Here is a 16,718-nt window from a genome sequence, read left to right as displayed (position 1 = left end):
CTGTCTGCCAAGCCTTCGGGCTGACGTCACGGCCAGGGTCGCCCTTGGCCAGGGCCCTTTCTCCCCGCCGGGCACCGGTCGGCACCATCAAAGATCAAGGGAGATCACGTGTATACGGTCATGCGCAAATGGGGCATAGGACCCCGAAGATGGGCCGGCCCTCTGGTCGCCGGGTTCTTGGTCGTCTCCGTCCTTCTCGTACCCCCGGCCGCGTCGGCCGCCGAAACGCCGGGCGCGACGTTGATCAACGAGGCGTTCGACGCTCAGACGTCCCCGGCGAACTTCGGTTTCCCGGCCGGGGCCGCCATAGGCAACGGCGTACTGGAGGTCACGAAGGGCATGGGCAACTACACGACGTCCGTGCGGCCGTTCGCGTCGTCGATCACCCAGGAGAAGACGCTCGACCTGCGGTTCGACTGGAAGACGGCCATCACCAGCACCGGCATGAAGACCGGTCTGGAACTGCGTGACAGTGCCGGACGCCTGGTCTTCGGCATGGCCGCGACCGCCGCGGAGTTCCGTCACGCCGCGACGGGACCCGACTCGGACTCCACCTCCGCCCCGGACTTGCTCAATCCCACCTGGACCAAGATCAGCTTTGACCGGACCAAGTGGTACACGGTCGATCTGCACATGGACTTCACCCTCGGCACGGTCCAGTACACGGTCACCAGCAAGGAAGCCGCGCCGAAGGTGCTGGTCTCCACCACGAAGAGCATCACGGGACAAAACCTGGCAAAGCTCGTCGCCTGCAACTACTACGGCACCGGCGTGCAGTCGATCGACAACTTCCGCCTGACCCGCCCGGCGAACCCCGCCTACGGCTCCCTCGCCGGCTCGTCCGTCTACGCCTTCGGTGACAGCATCGTCTACGGGCACCAGTACTCCCGCAGCTTCATGAACTTCGTCGCCGAACGGGAGGGCATGACGCTGACGAAGTACGCACGCAACGGCGCGACCGTGGGGCCGGCGCCCACCGCCAGCGGTGGACAGATCCTGAACCAGGTGAAATCGGCGAGCTCGCAGGCGCCCGACTTCGTCGTCTTCGACGGCGGCACCAACGACGCGATCGAGATCCACGACCTGCACACCTACGAGGTCGGCACCGTCAGCGGCTCCCAGGACCCCGCCACCCTCGACCCCGGCACCTACGCAGGGGCGCTCGAAACCACCATCTACACGATGCGGCAGAAGTGGCCAACGGCCCAGTTGGTCTACGTGGCCGCCCACAAGATGGGCTCGCGCGACTGGGACACCCAGCTCGCCCTGCGCGAGGTGCAGTTGCAGGCCGCCCAGAAGTGGGGCGTGGCGGTGGCCGACGTCTTCGGGACCGCGACGCTCGACACGCGCGTCGACGCCCAGCGGGTGGCGTACACCTTCGACGGACTCGTGGGCGGCTACCCGGGCAGCGGCGGCAGCGGCACGCATCCGAACATCGCCGGGATCACCGACTTCTACGTCCCCGTGGTCACGTCGGGACTGTCCCGGCTGGCCGGCACGACGACACTCAAGGCGCGGCACTCCGGCAAGTGCGCCGAGGCGGTCGGCTCCTCGACCGCGGCCGGAGCCGCGATCGAACAGGCCGGCTGCGCGGGCGGTGACGACCAGCGGTGGCAACTGCACAGCGTCGGCGGGGGCTACTACCAGATCCTCTCCCGGCACTCGGGACTGTGCCTGGACGTGTCCGGCTCCGCCACGGCGGACAAGGCCGCGATCGTCCAGCAGACCTGCGACGGTCGCACCAGCCAGCAGTGGCGGCTGAGCGACACCGGCACCGGCTACGTCGAGATCATCGCCCGTCACTCCGGGAAGTGCCTCGACGTGGACTCGGCCTTCACCGCGGACGGGGCCCGGCTGCTGCAGTACACGTGCTGGAACGACGAGTCGCACAGGAACCAGCACTGGACTGTGCAGGTCTGACATGAGGAACACGTGCCGCCCGGTGACGGCGGACCCGGCGGCCGGCCGCACGGCCCCGAGAGGGACCATGCGGCCGGACGGGCCGGACGATCCGCGAGACAGCCGGGCTCGACCGGCCGGTGTGGTCGGCTCCGGCGAGACAGCGAAAACAAGGGGCCCCGCCTGCCCTGGCGTACTCGGCAGTAGAGTACCGATGGGCGTGCGGGGCGTGGAGATGCGGCGGGGGGCAGCGTGGTGGACGCGGGAGCGGAGAGAGCGGAGCGGGACGTGAAGCGGCCCGAGCCGCCGTTCAGGAAACGTCCCACCATCCTCGACGTCGCGGCCCACGCGGGAGTGTCGCATCAAACCGTCTCCCGCTTTCTGCGGGGCAACGGAGGCATGAAGCCGCAGACGGTGGCCCGCATCGAGCAGGCCGTGGCCGACCTGGACTACCGGCCCAACCTGGTGGCGCGGTCGATGCGCACCCGCAAGTCGAACCGTGTCACCGTGGTCCTGCCGGCCATGACGACCTTCGTGCCCTCGCACATCCTGCGGGGAGCGTCCGCCGAGGCACAGGCAGCCGGCTACCTGCTGGACATCGTCGGCCTGGAAGGCGACGAACGGGTCAGGGGGGACCGCGTCCGCGCCCTGCTCGACTCCGGTCAGGCGGACGGAGTGCTGACCTTCACCCCCATCGGCGACCTGGAGAAGCTGGGGCTGGACCAAACTCCGACCGTCGTCATAGGCGAGTACGACGACCAGATGCGGTCCCACGGCATCACGGCCGACGGCGAGCCTGCCGCGCTGATCATCGATCACCTCGTCTCCCTGGGGCACCGGCGCTTCGTCCATGTCGCCGGCAGTACGGATTGGATGTCGGCACGCAAGCGACGCGAGGTCTATCTGCGCACGGTCGCCGAGCGGGGCCTGGAGAACTACGCCGTCATCGACGGTGACTGGTCCGTGCGGTCCGGATACGACGCGGCTCAGGGACTGTCGGCGGACTCCGGTGTCACGGCGGTCCTCGCCGCCAACGACGATGTCGCCATGGGCGTCATCCGTGGCTTCCAGGACCGCGGGTGGCGGGTCCCGGAGGACGTGAGCGTCTTCGGCTGGGACAACCAGGAGTTCACCGCGTACTTCAACCCGTCCATCTCCACCGTGGATCTCGACCGCGAGGCCATGGGCCGGCGGGCCATGCAGGCCCTGCTCGCCCGCATCCGCGAGGAGACCGAGCCGGAACTGCATCTGGACCTCGCCTGCCGCCTGGTGCTGCGCGAGTCGTCCGGACCGGCGAGGTCGAGCCACACCATCTAGCCCGTCGGCTCCACCAACAGCCGTCGTGCACCCACCATTCGGGCGGAACACGCTGACCCGGCATGTTCGCGCGCGGTCCGTGCCGGTTCCGTACCGGCCCGGAACCGGTGAGGTCTCACGAAGTACCCAAGTGTTACGTACAGAACCCTTGACCGACATCTGGTCGATTACTACGCTCGCCGCGTGAACGTTCACTATTGCTGACGCACACAGCCCTCAACTCGGCGCGACGCTCGCGGTCAACCCCGCGTCCCAGCTCGGCACACCGACCCAAGGCTCCAGCGTACGTTCACGACAATCCCCGTCAGAGCCGCTCCGCCCCGTCCGGGATCCCGGCGCATCGGGCCAACGGCAGGCCACCGGATCGCAAGTAACTTTCGCGGCCCGCAAAGCAGTCGAGTTGTGAGTCCGCCGCCACGCGGCGACGGCCGGCGTCGTACGCCGGCCTCTTGAGACGACGTTCCCCCGTCTGGGCGCACCGCCCAGTGATGGCAGCAGAGGAGCCTCAACATGAACCACTCGTCCCGTTCGAGCAGACGCTTCCGACTCCGGGCGGTCGGGCTGACCTGTTCGGTCTTCGCCCTCGTCCTGACCGCGGGCTGCGCCGGAGATTCCTCCGGGAGCGAAGGCGGCAAGACCGTCATCCGGTTCAACTGGTGGGGATCGGACTCCCGCCACGCGATGACCAAGCAGATGATCGCGCTGTTCGAGAAGGAGCACCCGGACATCATGGTCCAGGTCGAGTACTCCAACTGGGACGACTACTGGAAGAAGCTGTCGACCAGCGCGGCCGCCGGTGACATGCCCGACGTCCTGCAGATCACCGACCCGTTCATGTACTCCTACATCGACAACGGGCAGCTGATGGACCTGAAGAAGGTCAAGGACACGCTGCACACGGACAAGCTGCCCGCGAACTCGATGGCGATGACGACCGTGAAGGGCGGCCTGTACGGCGTCCCGGCCGGCGACAGCGCGTTCGGCATCGCCGCGGACCCGGCGGCGTTCAAGAAGGCCGGCGTGCCCATGCCGGACGACACGAAGTGGTCGTGGGACGACTACGTGAAGATCTCCAAGGCCGTCTCCAAGACCAAGGGTCTGGTCGGCACCGTGATGCCGCTCTACCCCAACGACCTGGGTCCGTGGCTGCGGCAGCACGGCGAGGACTACTGGACCGAGGACGGCAGCAAGATCGGTTTCACCGAGGGCACCATGGCCGCCTACTGGGAATGGGTCGTCAAGCTGCGTGACAGCGGCGGCACGACCAGCCCGGACGCGGCGATCGAAGCCCTGTCGTCGGGAGCCGGTATCGAGCAGAGCCTGGTCGCCCAGCACAAGGCGGCCATGACCGACGTGTCCGTGACCCAGCTCGGTGCGCTCGAAAGCGCCAGCGGACGCGAGGCCAAGCTGCTCCTCTTCCCCGGGGAGAAGGGGGCTTCCCAGGTCGGCGCATACACCAAGCCCGGCATCTTCTACGGCGCCTCCGCGCGGACCGAGCACCCCAAGGAAGCCGCGCAGCTGCTCGACTTCCTGGTCAACTCGCCCGAGGCGGCCAAGATCCAGAAGTTCGACCGCGGCGTTCCCAACAACCCCGACGTGCTCAAGGCGATCAGGCCGGAGCTGTCCCCCGCGGAGAAGCGGATCGCCGACTACCTGGGCCGTGTCAACGCCCTGAAGCCGACCGCCCTGCACATCCCCAACGCGAAGGCCGGTCCCGCCGTCCCTGAAATCTTCCAGCGACTCAACGAGGACGTGCTCTTCGACCGTGTGTCCCCGAAGGAGGCGGCGAAGAAGTTCATCTCCGAGATCGAGTCCCAGCTCTAGGCAGCCCTCGGCAGCCACATGCAGTAGCACCTCCGGAAGGAATCCCCGCCGTGTCCGAACCGCGCACGAACGATCCGCGCATGAACACCTTTCGCCGCCGACTGCCGGGAGTCGTCTACGGCGGGGACTACAACCCGGAGCAGTGGCCCAGGGAAGTGTGGCAGGAGGACGTCCGGCTCATGCGGGCCGCAGGAGTGCGGCTCGTGAGCCTCGGTATCTTCTCCTGGGCCATGCTGGAGCCGGCCGACGGCCGGTTCGACTTCTCCTGGCTCGACGAGATCATGGACCTGCTCTGGGCGAACGGCATCCATGTCAACCTCGCCACCCCGAACGCCGCTCCGCCGCCGTGGCTCGCCACGGACTTCCCCGAGACACTGTCGGTCGACCGGCAGGGAGTGCGGCACGGCATCGGCAGCAGAGGACACTTCTGCCCCTCCTCACCGGTCTACCGCGACCGCAGCCGGCGCATCGCCGGGGCGCTGGCCGAGCGGTATGGGAAGCATTCCGGTCTGGCCATGTGGCACATCGGCAACGAGTACCACTCCGACTGCTTCTGCGACCGGTGCGACGACCGCTTCCGCACGTGGCTGCGGCAGCGGTACGGCACGCTGGACGAACTCAACCGCCGGTGGGGCACGGCATTCTGGAGCCAGCGCTACAGCGACTGGTCCCAAGTGCATCTGCCGCAGCCCGTGCGCGGCTGGAGCAACCCCTCCCGTGAGCTGGACTTCTCCCGCTTCACCTCCGACAACCTGCTGGAACTCGTCACGCAGGAGCGTGACCTGCTCCACGCGATCACCCCCGACGTGCCGGCGACCACCAACTTCTTCGGCTGCCGGCTGACCGACAGCCACCGGTGGGCGAAGGAACTCGACGTCGTCGCCTTCGACTGCTACCCCGACCCGGGCAAGCCCCACTCGATGGCCGTCGCCGCCTTCCAGTACGACCTGATGCGCTCCCTGGGCGACGGCCGGCCCTGGATGCTGATGGAACAGGCGGCCGGCGCGGTGAGCCAGTGGAAGACCAACCAGGTCAAGCAACCCGGCCGGATGCGTCTCGGCTCCTACCAGGCCGTCGCGCACGGCTCCGACGCGGTGATGTTCTTCCAGTGGCGGGCCTCACCCCAGGGCCAGGAGAAGTTCCACTCCGCGATGCTCCCGCACGGAGGTGAGAAGACCCGGACCTGGCAGGAGGTCGAGGCGCTCGGCAACGAGCTCCGCCTCCTGGACGAGGTCGCCACGGCGCGTACCGGCGCCCGGGTGGCGATCGTGTGGGACTGGCAGAACTGGTGGGCCGTGGAAGGCTGCGCCCACCCCGACAACACCTTCGACTACCGCGACACCGTGGCCAGACATCACCGGGCACTGTGGAACAGCCAGGTCGCCGTCGACGTCGTCACCCTCGACGACGATCTGTCGCCTTACCGCGTCCTGGTCGTCCCCAACCAGCACCTGATGACTCGTCAGCAAAGCGCGGTGGTACGGAAGTTCGTTGAAGACGGCGGTCATCTCGTCGTCTCGTACTTCTCCGGGATCGTCGACGAGGACGACCGGATCGTCGAGGGCGGATACCCCGGAGCCCTGCGCGACGTCATCGGCGCGCACGTGCAGGAGTTCTCCCCGCTGCCCGCCGGGACCACGGTGCCGGTCCGGGCGGCAGCCGACGGGGCCGCGCTGAACGGATTCTTCGCAACCGCGTCGGCATGGCAGGACGACCTCGAAACGGAAACCGCCCGACCGCTCGCCGTCTATCGCAAGGGGCATCTCACCGGCAAGGCCGCGGTGGTCGAGCACGAACTCGGCCGAGGGCGTGCCGTGTACATCGGCACGCGTCTGGACGACGACGCCCTGGAAGCTCTGGTGCGGTACGTCCTGGACCGTGCCGAGGTGCGACCGGTGCACGCCGCTCCGCGGGGTGTCGAGGTCACCGAGCGACAGACCCCGACGAGCACGTATCTGTTCCTGCTCAACCACCGGCAGGACAAGGCGACCGTCACTCTCGACCGCTCCGGCACCGATCTGATCACCGGACGCCGCATCGAGGCCGGGGAGACGCTCGTACTCGACGCGGCGGACGTGGCCGTAGTGCGTAGCTCGTCGGCCACGCCGCAGCAGGCCGAGCCGTCGTGAGCGCCTCCTGAAACCGCACCCGATCCAAGGAACCCGAGGACGATGACTGTGCTCCGCAGACCCCTCAGCCAGGCGGCCAGAAAAGAGGAACGGACCGCGTGGGTCTTCCTGCTGCCGTGGTTCGTCGGCATGGCCGGCGTCACGCTCGGCCCCATGATCGCCTCGCTGTACTTCTCGATGACGGACTACAACCTGTTGAGCCCGCCCCAGTGGGTGGGCTTCGAGAACTACAGCAAGATGCTCGACGACCCCCGACTGCGTCAGTCCCTGACCGTGACCTTCGTCTACGTCGCCCTGAGCGTGCCGCTGCTGCTGGCCGTCGCCCTCGCCCTTGCGATGGCCCTCAACCGGGGCATCAAAGGGCTGGCGTTCTACAGGTCCGTCTACTACCTGCCCTCGCTCCTCGGTGCCTCGGTCGCGGTGGGCATCCTGTGGCGACAGGTCTTCGGCACCGACGGCCTGGTGAACAAGTTCCTCGGACTGTTCGGCGTCCACGGGCCCGGCTGGATCTCCAACCCGGACACCGCGCTGTACAGCCTCGTCGTCCTGCACGTGTGGACCTTCGGCTCCTCCATGGTGATCTTCTTGGCCGGCCTGCGGCAGATCCCCGAGCAGTACTACGAAGCCGCCGCTCTCGACGGGGCCGGCCGATGGGTCCAGTTCCGGCACGTCACCGTGCCGCTGCTCACCCCGATCATCTTCTTCAACCTGGTTCTCCAGGTCATCAGCTCCTTCCAGTCCTTCACCCAGGCGTTCGTCGTCAGCGGCGGGACGGGAGGCCCCTCGGACTCGACCCTCTTCTACTCGCTGTACCTCTACGACGAGGGCTTCGGCCGGCTCCACATGGGCTACGCCTCCGCCATGGCATGGCTGCTCGTGGTGATCGTCGGCGTTCTGACCGCGATCAACTTCTACTTCAGCAAGAGATGGGTGTTCTACGGTGACGGTAAGTGAGATGACACCTCTGAAGGCCGAAGACACTCCTTCGCCTGCTCCCGCTCCCATCCCTGCCACGCAGCGCCGTAGGCGGGCGGCGCGCACACGGGCGTTCCTCAAGCACGCCGTGCTGATCACCTTCGGCCTCGTGATGGTCTACCCGCTGCTGTGGATGATCGCCAGCTCGATCAAACCCGACGCTCTGATCTTCCGTGAACCCTCCCTGCTGCCCACGCAGACCGACTTCGGGCACTACGCCGACGGCTGGAGCGCGCTGTCGCACCCGTTCGGTGTCTACCTGCTGAACTCGGCGGTCGTCGTGCTGGGGGCACTGCTCGGCAACCTGGTCAGCTGCTCCATGGCGGCCTACGCCTTCGCGCGGCTGAAGTTCCGTGGGCGGGCGTTCTTCTTCGGCATGATGATGCTGACCCTGATGGTGCCGATCTACGTCCTGATCATTCCGCAGTACGTGATGTTCTCGAAGATCGAGTGGGTCAACACGTTCCTCCCGCTGATCGTTCCCAAGTTCCTGGCCACGGACGCCTTCTTCATCTTCCTGATGGTCCAGTTCTTCCGGGGTCTTCCCACCGAGCTGGACGAGGCGGCCAAGATCGACGGGGCGGGGTACTGGCGCATCTACTTCCGCATCCTGCTGCCGATCTCGCTGCCCGCCCTGGCCACCACGGCGATCTTCACTTTCATCTGGACGTGGAACGACTTCCTGAGCCAGTTGATCTACCTGACCAAGCCGGAACTCCAGACGGCGCCCGTGGCCCTGCGCAACTACGTCGACGCCACCAGTGGAGCCTCCTGGGGATCGCTGTTCGCGATGTCGGTCGTCACACTCATCCCGGTCTTCGTCGTCTTCCTCATCGGCCAGCGCTACCTCGTCAAGGGAATCGCGACCACGGGAATGAAGTAGCCGCATCCGCGAGAGGCGGGGGCGGCTGACCGCCTTCTGCGGCAAGCCCCGACCACGGCATCGGTGCGCTCAAGCCGCTTCCTCGACTTCACGTCACATGCTCGCCGGGGGAGACCGCTATCGGGAGTTGCGCGATCGAGACGGTCGGCGGACCAGGCGCACGCTCGTGGCTCGCTCATCGCCGTCGAGGAGCCGGATACCTGTCTGGATGCGGCGAGGGATACGGTGGCCGCATCCGCCGACGTCGGTGTCCTGCTGATCTGGGTGTCGCTCGTCGAGAACTCCGTCGCCTGGGCCGCTCTGGCCCTCTCGGCAGCCTCGCCGTCGGGACCGCCATGTTCGGCAGCGGGGTGTTCCTCATCCGCAGGCCGTGTCATCAGCCGCACCGGAAGGATCAAGCTTTCGTCGTCACCGGCGCTTTCCTCCTCACTGACGCGGCAAGATCTGCCTGAACCGCCTCCCCGGATTCAGGGGAGGCGGTTCAGACGGCTGCGCGAAGGATTGCCGCCATGTCGGGACACCGCCCGCCCTGTTGCCCGAGCGGTGCCCCGACACGTTCCGGTCAGACGCGGCGGCGGGTGAAGCGCTGGTTGGGCTTGCCGCTGTAGGTCCACTGGGAGATGCGGGCGCCGTCGGCGGTCGAGTGCTCCCAGACATCCATCGCCAGGCCGGACTCCCGGTTCACAAGGCTGATCACGCCACCGCCGTGGTCGACCACGCGCCACTGCTGACTGGTGGCACTGGTGTCGGCCTGTTGGACGACGTCCGCGCCGGTCGCGGTGCCCGTGGGCTGGAGGAACAGGCCGCTGTGCCGTGCCTTGACGCGGACGTGGCCGTTACCGGCATCGACGAACTCGAACTGCTGGTTGGGGCGACTGTTGGTGGTCCGCTGGACGAGCTGTGCGCCGGCGGCGGTGGAGGCCGCGTTGATCTCGGCGGCCTTGCCGCTGTGCTGGGCCACCAGGGTGTAAAGGCCCGGGCCGCCGGGCGAGTCGCCCAGCTGGGCTTCCCACCTGGTGTTGGACCCGGACGCGTCAGCCGGGAGGCGGTCCCGTGCGGCGTTGTCGCCGTACATGGTCCAGCGGGCCCAGTCGACGACGGTCCTCGGGAAGCGCTGGTCGCTCCAGAAGCTGGTGTGGCTACCGCCGACGAAGGTGAGGAACGCCTTGGGCCAGGTGATCTCCGAGTACGCCTGCCGGGCTGAGGAGTACTGCGTGGTCGAGTCCCGGTCGCCGTGCACGAACAGGACCTTGGCCGAGACCGAGCTGGACGGGTTGCCCATGTCCACGCAGGACTGCGGGCTGGCGGAGATGATCCGGCTGTCGGGCCAGGAGGTCAGCAGACCGTGGGTGACCATGCCGCCCAGGGAGTGGCCCGAGACGCCGACGCCGATGCCGGTGTTGATGTGCCCGGCCAGCGGTCCGCTCGCGTTGAGCGCGAGGGTGTTGGTGAGGATCTGCGAGACGTCCTTGGAGGTGTTGCCGTTGTTGACGTCGCTGAAGGTGTGGTTGAAGTGCGGTGCGGGGACGATGAAGCCCGCCGAGGCCAGGGCCCGGATGATGAACAGGGAGTTCTGCGGGCTGCTTCCGTAGCCGTGGGTCATGTTGTAGACGGGGAAGACCCCGCCCGCGACCGGGGCGTCCGTCACCGGGTTGCCGCCGGCGGTGCCGGTGGCCGGGTAGTAGACGTAGGTGGTGCACGGGCGGCTGCCGCGGGCCCAGTTGTACCGGCGCACGCCGACCGCGAACGGCGTGGTCGGCGCTGTGTCCAGTGGCCCGGCGGCGGCCGGTGCCTGTCCTGCCCCCAGCAGGGACAAGCCCACGCCCGTCGCTCCGGCCGCGCTCATGCTGAGGAAGGTCCGTCGTCGCAAGGTCATGGTGACTCCTTGGGTGCGGGGATGGGTGGGGGGTTTGCGTTCGGCTGGTCCCGTTGCCGGGTGCGTCCCGTCGACGGCAGAGGCCGACAGGTCGACAGGGCGCACGGCGCGACAGGGGTGTGGGTGCTCCTGCCACCCGCGAGGGGCGGCAGGAGCGGCGTGCGGTTGGCCGGGCGCACCGGATGTCGGGGAGAGTGTGGCCGTTCCGGTCGAACACGGCCTGGTTTCCCCCAGGCGCTGGTGCAGTTGTTGCTGTCGGCCACTGAGTGAGCGGAGCACCGCTGTGAAGCAGTGATGGTGTCGCCGGTGCCGTCGTGGCCTCGGCGGTGCGACGTCGGTGAGGCAGGCTACGAGGGTCACGTCGTGTTCGCCGTGGCGGGGCATGACGTCGATGACCGCCGTGACCGGTCCTGTGCCGGTCGTCCCGGTGACTGTCACCTCACCCGGCCGGTCGGTCGCGCCAGGCCGCAACGGCAGCCAGCGGACGGGGACACGGGTGATCGTGTTGTTGGCGGTGGTGAGCATACGGATGGAGAGGGGCAGCTTCGGGGCGGCTCCCACCACGGTGGCGGTGTGGACGGTGTCTTGGAGGATGTGCTTGGCGCGGTCGGCGTTGAAGACGTTGACGGACGCGTGCGGCTCCCATGTGTTCGCCAGTCCGGCCACGGCCCGGAACATGGGCTGATAGCCGGCCGGCTCCCACACCAGGACACCTGCACCTCGGTTGTCGACCACGTCGTTGGCGGCCTGGAACACCCTCCGGATCGCGTCCGCCTGCCCCTGAATGGTGCGCGAGTACGGTGAGTTGGGCAACGGCGAGCCACCGCCGCCCGACGCGGGGTAGGCGGTTTCGGCGATGTCGATCTCGTAGCCGGGGTAGGTGGTGGCCATGGTGTTGAGGTTGAGATCCAGCGCCTCGGGCGTACCGTGCCATTCCGGGTAGTACGAGATGACCAGCACATCGGGGTTCTGGCCCTTCGCCTCCACCCGGATGAGGAACTGGTGCCAGAATCCCCCTAGGTTCAGGCGCAGTGCGTGGGCCACGGCGGCCATCACCTCGGCCGACATGGCTTCGCCGTAGCCCCGTTCCAGGTCTGCGTAGTACGCATAGACACTCCCGTCGGCTGAGCCGGCTTCTCGCGCCGCAGGCCGGGCCCGCCGCCGCTCGTACGAGGGCAGGCCGACGTCCTCGGGATTGAGCCGGGCTCTGAGAGACCGCAGAAGCTCCTTGAGCTCGGCACGTCGGTCCGTCCGGCGGACACCTTGTCGTCGGCCGCTCCATGTGAAGACATCGCTGTCGTCCGTTTGTCGAAAGTGCTCCCAGATGCGGAGCGTACGTAGCCTCTCCAGCTGGCCGGCGCGCAGTTGACGGAGTGGCACACCGTGTGGCATCGCCACCCTGTCCAACTGCGCGCCCTCGAGGTATGCAGAGGTACGTAGCCGTCGCCGAGACTCGTGTCCCTGCTACGTGCCCGACGGAAGGCCGGAGCCGGCAACACTGCCGCTGACGCCGGTCATGATGGCGTTGATGATGCCCTGCTGGGTGACCGTGAGGGAGCGCCGGTTGAACAGCCCGAACCCGTACCGATCGGTTGCACCGTTGTCCCAGTAGACGGTGGCCGCGCCGTATTTCTTGGCCGTGGCCACGACGGCCCGTGCGAAGTCCGCGCGATACCTGTTGTTCGACGAATCGAACGATGACTTGTCGATGGCACCGTACTCGCCCACGACTACCGGATACCCCTTCGTGACGAACACATCGCGCATCATCTTGAGCTGCGCGTCCAGATAGTCCTCCTGTCCCCAGGTCGACGTCCTTGAGGGGTTGGTCGCTGCTCGGCCCCATTGCGTGATGGTGCCGCTTTCCTCTCCGGCGAAGTCCCAGGGGGCGTAGTGATGAACGGAGATCATGATCCGCCGCTCATTTGCCGGAATGGAGGGGGAGCGGTACTGGTCGGACGGAAGCGCGAAGCCGTAGTTCCCCGCGGTGTAATCGATGTTCGTGTTCCAGCCGGCCACCAGCAGCCACCTCGAACTGTTGTTTCCGCCCGTTTTCCGCACGGTGTCCACGAAGATCTGGTTGTAGCTGTTGATGTTCGAGTAGCACGGTTGGGTCGGGCGGCCGTACTGCCCGTCGAACTCCTCGTTCATGGACTCCAGGATCAGGCGCTGGTCGTAGTTCTTGAACCTGTTCGCGATCTGCTGCCAAGCCTTCTCGTACTTGGCCTTGATCGTGGCCTGGGAAGGTGAATCGCAGATCAGCCAGGAGCCGTTGACGCTCTTGTACCCGTCGCCGTGCATGTTGATCAGCACATGCAGACCTCTGTTGTAGGCATAGTTGACGACTTCTTGGACTCTGTTCAGCCAGGAGGCGTTGATCGTGTAATTCGGGCCGGGCCCTATGTATCCCAGGTAGGAGACAGGGATCCTGATCGTCTTGAACCCTGCCGCCCTTACTTTGTCGATGAGGGCCTGTGTCACCGTCGGCTGGCCCCACGCTGTTTCGCTGGGGTATCCGTTGGTCGTGGCTTCGAGTTGGTTCCCCAGATTCCATCCCGCGCCCATGTCGGCCACGATCTGTGAAGCGCTCGACTGTGCCGCGGTATCGGCCGATGCCTGCGGCGCCGTGCCGTACACCGATGCGGCAACTGCCAACACGACGGCAAGGAAAACGACTTTGATCTTCCCTGCTAGTGAAGCCATGAGCTCACCTCTCTTGCGTCCTTGAGGGCGTCAGACCCCCGGTGGATCTATCTGTACGAGTGGGAGCGGCCGGAGCCGCCTGCTGTTCGGGCGGTGGCGTCCACGCTGACCTGGAATCGGGCACAGTCGATTGCGCAGCGGCTGACCTCACGGGCGTCCGTGGGCAGCAGCGCATCCTGCACCGCCCTGATGCGCGGCGATCACGGCAGCCCCTCGCACCCGGGCCGTGCGTGGTTGCTCCTCAGCGCAGGGCGGATTCCCAGGTGGTCGTGCTGGAGGTGGCGTCGGCGCGAAGGCGGTCGCGGGCCGCGGTGTCGCCGTACAGACTCCACCGCATCCAGTCCACGAACGTGTTGACGGTCCGGGAGTCGCCGAAGTAATTGCTGTGGCCGGCGCCGCGGAAGGTGAGGAACGCCTTGGCGGCGGGCAGTTCCCCGTACGCATGGCGGGCGGAGGAGATCGGGCACGTACCATCCCGGTCGCCGTGCGTGAACAGGACCTTGGCACGGACCGCCGGGCTCGGGTTGCCCATGTTCACGCAGGACATGGGGATCGCGGCGGTGATCCGTGCGTCGGGCCAGGACGTGAGCAGGCCGTGGGTGGTCATGCCGCCCAACGAGTGGCCGGACGCACCGACTCCGACCGCTGTGTTGATGTGGCCGGCCAGCGGGTCGCCGGCCGTGTTGAGGGCGAGGGTCCGGGTGATGACTTCGGAGACGTCCTTGGACTGGTTGCCGTTGTAGACGTCTTGGCCGCTGAGGTTGGCGAAGTGTGGGGCGGGGACGATGAAGCCGGCCTCGGCCAGGGGGCGGATGATCGCCAGGGACTTCTGCGGGCTGCTGCTGAAGCCGTGCATGAACTCGCACACCGGGAAGACGCCTTGGGCGACGGGGGCGCTGGTTACCGGGGAACCGCCGGGAGTGCCGGCGGCGGGGTAGTAGACGTAGGTGGTCCACCGGCGGCTGCCGCGGCTCCAGGCGTACTGACGTACTCCGACCGCGAACCGCTGGGTCGGAGCGCCGGCGCTTTCGGTGGCACCTGCGTGTCCCGTGCCGAGCAGGGACATGCCTGCGCCCGCGGCTCCGACTGCGCTCAGGGTCAGGAAACTACGCCGTTGCATGGTCATGAAGACTCCTGGTGGGGGGCGGAGCGCTGTTCGGTCAGGTGCCGGGAAGAGGCGTCGGTGATGCCGCGGCGGTGAGACTGACCTAGGTGGTGGGGGAGTGGTCGTGGGGTCAGGTCGGCGAATCGCGCACGGTGAAGGACGTTCCGGTCCTGCCCGTGGTGGTCATCGGCGTGGTGTGGCCTTGCCGACGGAGACGCGGCGAGCCGCTGAACACCGGCCGGACCGTGACTCGTTGGGGGGTGCAGCCCTTTTCGCGCTCACCGCCCGCCTTTCCGACGGGGAGGTGTTGATTCTGCGGAAACGGCGCAGGAGTGCCTCTCCTTCCACTCGCCGTGTGCGCCTCTGGGAGCGTTCCCACATGTCTTGCAACAGGTACATTCCCGATCGGGTGCCTATCTGTCAATCATTGGCGCTCAACTCTGTTGTCTTCGACGCGCATTCGACAGATCGCCGGCGCAGGGGCACGGTGTGATGTCCTCGAGGCCCGCCAATGTCGCGCTCGCGGCGGTCCGCCGTCAGCCGTGGCCGATACCGGCGCTCATGCCGGCGATCGTATGGGCCCTGATGTCGGGTGCGGTCCCTGGGCGAATCGGGTCACCACGGAGCGGACGTGGTCCTTGGCCTGCTGGAGGAGACCGTCGTACACCGCGACGCAGACTTCCCGTGCCCGTGACCGGGGCCAGCCAAGGGGCAAAAGCCCGATGGGGAGCAGCGGGTCCAGGATCGGGACGTGCCGGTAGGCGTGCATGACCTCGGTCCGGGCGCGCACCGCGTCGGCACCGGTGAGGCGGTCGGCGCTGATGTGCGCAAGCAAGCCGCTCCAACGGTCGATGAAAGCCCGGTAGTGCTCGGCGATGCCAGGTCCCACACCTGGACCGGGTTGCGGTCGACCTCCGTGTCCAGTTCCTCCTGTCGCGCGCGGAATACGGCCACCGCTCCCCGTGCCAGGTCGGCCACCTCGATCCGCCCCCGAGCTGGCAGGCGATGCTGGAGCCGGAGATCGGGCCGGCGGCTGGGCCTCAGCGCCGACCAGCCGGAGGAGGTCGGGCCGAACGCGCAATCCGGGGCCGCGCTCGCCTGTCTGGACGCGGCCGCGACGGACTAGGTGGCCTGTGGGGGCACCGTTCCCCTGGCCGTACTGCTCGACCGTGCGATGGGCACGCTGACGGTCGTGGCGTGTGCTCTGGGCTGCCGGGTCAGCTGCCGGCTGGCGTCACGCCGAACATCAGGGTGTGGCGCGGGACGTCGTACTGGACTGTCTGATTGTGCTCCAGCAGATCCTTCAGGACGTCGGCGTCGTCGGCGTCGACCGTGAGGACTTCTTCTCCGGCTCCTTCGTCCAGGACCAGCTGCAGGGTGAAGGTGCCGCGCTGGCCGGGTTCCCCGGCCACCCAGCTGAACTGGTAATGGTTGACTTGGCGAACCTTGATTGCGGCGTCTGTCAGGGGCTGCTCGACCTGTGTCATGACTGCCGACTCCCTTTCTGTTCCTGTGTTCTTGCCCACGCCTCCCCGGACTCCTGAGGTCCACTGTCTGAGGGCAGCGTCTCGAAGTTGCGTACGACGTACTTGCGCAACCGCGCCAGGCCGGCCTCGCGGCGCTCGGTGCCGACGTTCATGCGTTCCTCCGAGCGCGTCGTGGCGTCGGCGCCGTCGGCACCGGTGTCTGCGGAGCCCGTCATGTCGGTCGTCTCGCGGGTCTCGGTGCGGGCCCACCCGCCCGCTCCGGGCTGGTCGGCCTGTTGCCAGGCCGCGTCCCAGTCGATGCCGTAGCGCTCATACGCTCACCCTTTCGGGGTGGCCGGTGGCGTCGTCGAGGACGACATGCCTGGCATCTCCGTTCTTGTTGCCGTCCGTGTCGTAGATCGGGTGGTCGAGCACCCTGGGGATCTTCTCCTGGGTGATCACAGTCCGCTCACCGTTTCTCTTCTCGCGCGCGACTCGCTCTATGTCCGGCTCACCACCCCAAAGGGTGTGAAACAGGAAC

General features: G+C 67.4%; 13 protein-coding genes. 6 read left to right on the top strand and 7 right to left on the bottom strand.

Features of this window, described 5'->3' with window-relative positions:
* Positions 1-177 precede the first annotated feature (177 nt).
* The 6 genes from ACFY5B_RS20830 to ACFY5B_RS20805 all read left to right on the top strand — a co-directional run bounded on the left by ACFY5B_RS20830 (position 178) and on the right by ACFY5B_RS20805 (position 9,027).
* Positions 178-1,920 carry an RICIN domain-containing protein gene (locus ACFY5B_RS20830; protein ID WP_389971256.1) on the top strand — a complete coding sequence of 581 codons (1,743 nt, stop codon included), beginning with the start codon at positions 178-180 and terminating at the stop codon, positions 1,918-1,920.
* Positions 1,921-2,151: 231 nt separating this feature from the next.
* Positions 2,152-3,216 carry a LacI family DNA-binding transcriptional regulator gene (locus ACFY5B_RS20825; protein WP_389971255.1) on the top strand — a complete coding sequence of 355 codons (1,065 nt, stop codon included), beginning with the start codon at positions 2,152-2,154 and terminating at the stop codon, positions 3,214-3,216.
* Between the two features lie 510 nt (positions 3,217-3,726).
* Entirely contained in the window at positions 3,727-5,040 is a 1,314-nt protein-coding gene (locus ACFY5B_RS20820) for an ABC transporter substrate-binding protein (RefSeq protein ID WP_389971253.1), read from the top strand.
* Between the two features lie 80 nt (positions 5,041-5,120).
* Entirely contained in the window at positions 5,121-7,169 is a 2,049-nt protein-coding gene (locus ACFY5B_RS20815) for a beta-galactosidase (protein WP_389971251.1), read from the top strand.
* 42 nt (positions 7,170-7,211) lie between these two features.
* The gene (locus ACFY5B_RS20810) at positions 7,212-8,123 is read left to right on the top strand and encodes a carbohydrate ABC transporter permease (RefSeq protein WP_389971249.1); all 912 of its coding nucleotides are present in this window, start codon (positions 7,212-7,214) and stop codon (positions 8,121-8,123) included.
* Positions 8,124-8,232: 109 nt separating this feature from the next.
* The gene (locus tag ACFY5B_RS20805; RefSeq protein WP_389971247.1) at positions 8,233-9,027 is read left to right on the top strand and encodes a carbohydrate ABC transporter permease; all 795 of its coding nucleotides are present in this window, start codon (positions 8,233-8,235) and stop codon (positions 9,025-9,027) included.
* A gap of 562 nt (positions 9,028-9,589) precedes the next feature.
* On the opposite strand, the gene ACFY5B_RS20800 is transcribed toward ACFY5B_RS20805, so the two are convergent.
* From ACFY5B_RS20800 to ACFY5B_RS20770, 7 genes are all read right to left on the bottom strand, one after another.
* Complete coding sequence (locus ACFY5B_RS20800; RefSeq protein ID WP_389971245.1) at positions 9,590-11,971, bottom strand: RICIN domain-containing protein; 2,382 nt, start codon at positions 11,969-11,971, stop codon at positions 9,590-9,592.
* A gap of 396 nt (positions 11,972-12,367) precedes the next feature.
* Entirely contained in the window at positions 12,368-13,606 is a 1,239-nt protein-coding gene (locus tag ACFY5B_RS20795) for a glycoside hydrolase family 5 protein (protein ID WP_389971243.1), read from the bottom strand.
* Between the two features lie 241 nt (positions 13,607-13,847).
* Positions 13,848-14,732, bottom strand: coding sequence for an alpha/beta hydrolase family protein (locus ACFY5B_RS20790; protein WP_389971241.1), 885 nt, complete (start codon positions 14,730-14,732; stop codon positions 13,848-13,850).
* 538 nt (positions 14,733-15,270) lie between these two features.
* A complete protein-coding gene (locus ACFY5B_RS20785) occupies positions 15,271-15,600 on the bottom strand; it encodes a PaaX family transcriptional regulator C-terminal domain-containing protein (RefSeq protein ID WP_389971239.1) in 330 nt (109 codons plus the stop codon).
* A gap of 328 nt (positions 15,601-15,928) precedes the next feature.
* On the bottom strand, positions 15,929-16,198 hold the full coding sequence (locus ACFY5B_RS20780) for a hypothetical protein (RefSeq protein ID WP_389971237.1): 270 nt from the start codon (positions 16,196-16,198) through the stop codon (positions 15,929-15,931).
* Positions 16,195-16,413 carry a DUF2382 domain-containing protein gene (locus ACFY5B_RS20775; RefSeq protein ID WP_389971235.1) on the bottom strand — a complete coding sequence of 73 codons (219 nt, stop codon included), beginning with the start codon at positions 16,411-16,413 and terminating at the stop codon, positions 16,195-16,197. The genes ACFY5B_RS20780 and ACFY5B_RS20775 overlap by 4 nt, the downstream gene beginning before the upstream one ends.
* Before the next feature lie 94 nt (positions 16,414-16,507).
* A complete protein-coding gene (locus ACFY5B_RS20770; RefSeq protein WP_389971233.1) occupies positions 16,508-16,639 on the bottom strand; it encodes a hypothetical protein in 132 nt (43 codons plus the stop codon).
* Positions 16,640-16,718 lie beyond the last annotated feature (79 nt).

Source organism: Streptomyces sp. NPDC013187 (assembly GCF_042899705.1).
GTDB classification, from domain to species: Bacteria; Actinomycetota; Actinomycetes; order Streptomycetales; family Streptomycetaceae; genus Streptomyces; species Streptomyces hawaiiensis_A.
Note: the sequence above shows the minus strand (reverse complement) of the source record. Positions and strands in the feature narration are given on the sequence as shown.

Bases quoted from the DNA above. Each gene is read 5' to 3' on its own strand.
- ACFY5B_RS20795 (WP_389971243.1), bottom strand. From the start codon at position 13,606: ATGGCTTCACTAGCAGGGAAGATCAAAGTCGTTTTCCTTGCCGTCGTG.
- ACFY5B_RS20815 (WP_389971251.1), top strand. From the start codon at position 5,121: ATGAACACCTTTCGCCGCCGACTGCCGGGAGTCGTCTACGGCGGGGAC.
- ACFY5B_RS20775 (WP_389971235.1), bottom strand. From the start codon at position 16,413: ATGACGGGCTCCGCAGACACCGGTGCCGACGGCGCCGACGCCACGACG.
- ACFY5B_RS20780 (WP_389971237.1), bottom strand. From the start codon at position 16,198: ATGACACAGGTCGAGCAGCCCCTGACAGACGCCGCAATCAAGGTTCGC.
- ACFY5B_RS20800 (WP_389971245.1), bottom strand. From the start codon at position 11,971: ATGTCGGCCGAGGTGATGGCCGCCGTGGCCCACGCACTGCGCCTGAAC.
- ACFY5B_RS20820 (WP_389971253.1), top strand. From the start codon at position 3,727: ATGAACCACTCGTCCCGTTCGAGCAGACGCTTCCGACTCCGGGCGGTC.
- ACFY5B_RS20810 (WP_389971249.1), top strand. From the start codon at position 7,212: ATGACTGTGCTCCGCAGACCCCTCAGCCAGGCGGCCAGAAAAGAGGAA.
- ACFY5B_RS20790 (WP_389971241.1), bottom strand. From the start codon at position 14,732: ATGACCATGCAACGGCGTAGTTTCCTGACCCTGAGCGCAGTCGGAGCC.